Raw genomic sequence first — 2,073 nt, 5'->3', positions numbered from 1 at the left:
TGGCATTGTGCAGATCAAGTTCGAGTGAAGCAATATCACCTCTGATATCAGATGCAGTATCAACTAAAGCACCTCTTACGGCGAGTACAGAATCAGCCAGAGCTGAAGCCAAATCAGAGCGAACGTCGGAAGCAGAGTCGATGATTGCAGCATGCAAGTCAGCACGAATATCAGTAGCTGTATCGAGTACTACCTGATCATAATGCGTACGAATATCGGAAGCCGAATCCACCAGCGCACTACGAACAGCAATGATGGAATCAGCGAGAGAAGTTCTGACCACATCAGCAGTATCACTCATGGCATTGTGTAGATCAAGTTCGAGTGAAGCAATATCACTTCTAATGTCACTTGCCGTATCAACTAAAGCACCTCTTACGGCGAGTACAGAATCAGCCAGAGCTGAAGCCAAATCAGAGCGAACGTCGGAAGCAGAGTCGATGATTGCAGCATGCAAGTCAGCACGAATATCAGTAGCTGTATCGAGTACTACCTGATCATAATGCGTACGAATATCGGAAGCCGAATCCACCAGCGCACTACGAACAGCAATGATGGAATCAGCGAGAGAAGTTCTTACCACATCAGCGGTATCACTCATGGCATTGTGCAGATCAAGTTCGAGCGAAGCAATATCACCTCTAATGTCACTAGCGGTATCAACTAAAGCACCTCTTACGGCGAGTACAGAATCAGCCAGAGCTGAAGCCAAATCAGAGCGAACGTCATTAGCCGAGTCGATTAAGGCAGCATGTAAATCTGCCCGAATATCAGTAGCCGTATCGAGTACCACCTGATCATAATGCGAACGAATATTGGAAGCCGAATCCACCAGCGCACTACGAACAGCAATGATGGAATCAGCGAGAGAAGTTCTTACCAGATCAGCGGTATCACTCATGGCATTGTGTAGATCAAGTTCGAGTGAAGCAATATCACTTCTAATGTCACTAGCTGTATCCAATAAAGCACCTCTTACAGCCAGTACAGAGTCAGCCAGAGCTGAAGCCAAATCAGAGCGAACGTCATTAGCCGAGTCGATGATAGCAGCATGCAAGTCAGCACGAATATCAGTAGCTGTATCGAGTACTACCTGATCATAATGCGTACGAATATCGGAAGCCGAATCCACCAGCGCACTACGAACAGCAATGATGGAATCAGCGAGAGAAGTTCTGACCACATCAGCGGTATCACTCATGGCATTGTGTAGATCAAGTTCGAGCGAAGCAATATCACCTCTAATGTCACTAGCGGTATCAACTAAAGCACCTCTTACGGCGAGTACAGAATCAGCCAGAGCTGAAGCCAAATCAGAGCGAACGTCATTAGCCGAGTCGATTAAGGCAGCATGCAAGTCAGCACGAATATCAGTAGCTGTATCGAGAACCACCTGATCATAATGTGACCGAATATCTGAAGCCGAATCAACCAACGCACTACGAACGGCAATGATGGAATCAGCGAGAGAAGTTCTTACCACATCAGCGGTATCACTCATGGCATTGTGTAGATCAAGTTCGAGGGATGCAATATCACTTCTAATGTCACTAGCAGTATCAACTAAAGTACCTCTTACGGCGAGTACAGAATCAGCCAGAGCTGAAGCTAAATCAGAACGAACGTCATTAGCCGAGTCGATGATAGCAGCATGCAAGTCAGCACGAATATCAGTAGCTGTATCGAGAACCACCTGATCATAATGTGACCGAATATCTGAAGCCGAATCAACCAACGCACTACGAACAGCAATGATGGAATCAGCGAGAGAAGTTCTTACCACATCAGCGGTATCACTCATGGCATTGTGTAGATCAAGTTCGAGCGAAGCAATATCACCTCTGATATCACTAGCTGTATCAACTAAAGCACCTCTTACGGCGAGTACAGAATCAGCCAGAGCTGAAGCCAAATCAGAGCGAACGTCATTAGCCGAGTCGATTAAGGCAGCATGCAAGTCAGCACGAATATCAGTAGCCGTATCGAGAACCACCTGATCATAATGCGTACGAATATCGGAAGCCGAATCAACCAACGCACTACGAACAGCAATGATGGAATCAGCGAGAGAAG

At 46.5% G+C, this 2,073-nt stretch carries 1 protein-coding gene; it reads right to left on the bottom strand.

The genetic code is table 11. The annotated features are described in order from the left end of the window. The coding region (locus NXS00_RS26830) for a hypothetical protein (RefSeq protein WP_258102384.1) at positions 1 to 2,073 on the bottom strand (2,073 nt) is incomplete at both ends.

Origin of the sequence: Marinoscillum pacificum, assembly GCF_024714495.1 — a bacterium.
Taxonomy (GTDB): Bacteria; Bacteroidota; Bacteroidia; order Cytophagales; family Cyclobacteriaceae; genus Marinoscillum; species Marinoscillum pacificum.
This window is presented reverse-complemented; position numbering and strand designations above follow the sequence as displayed.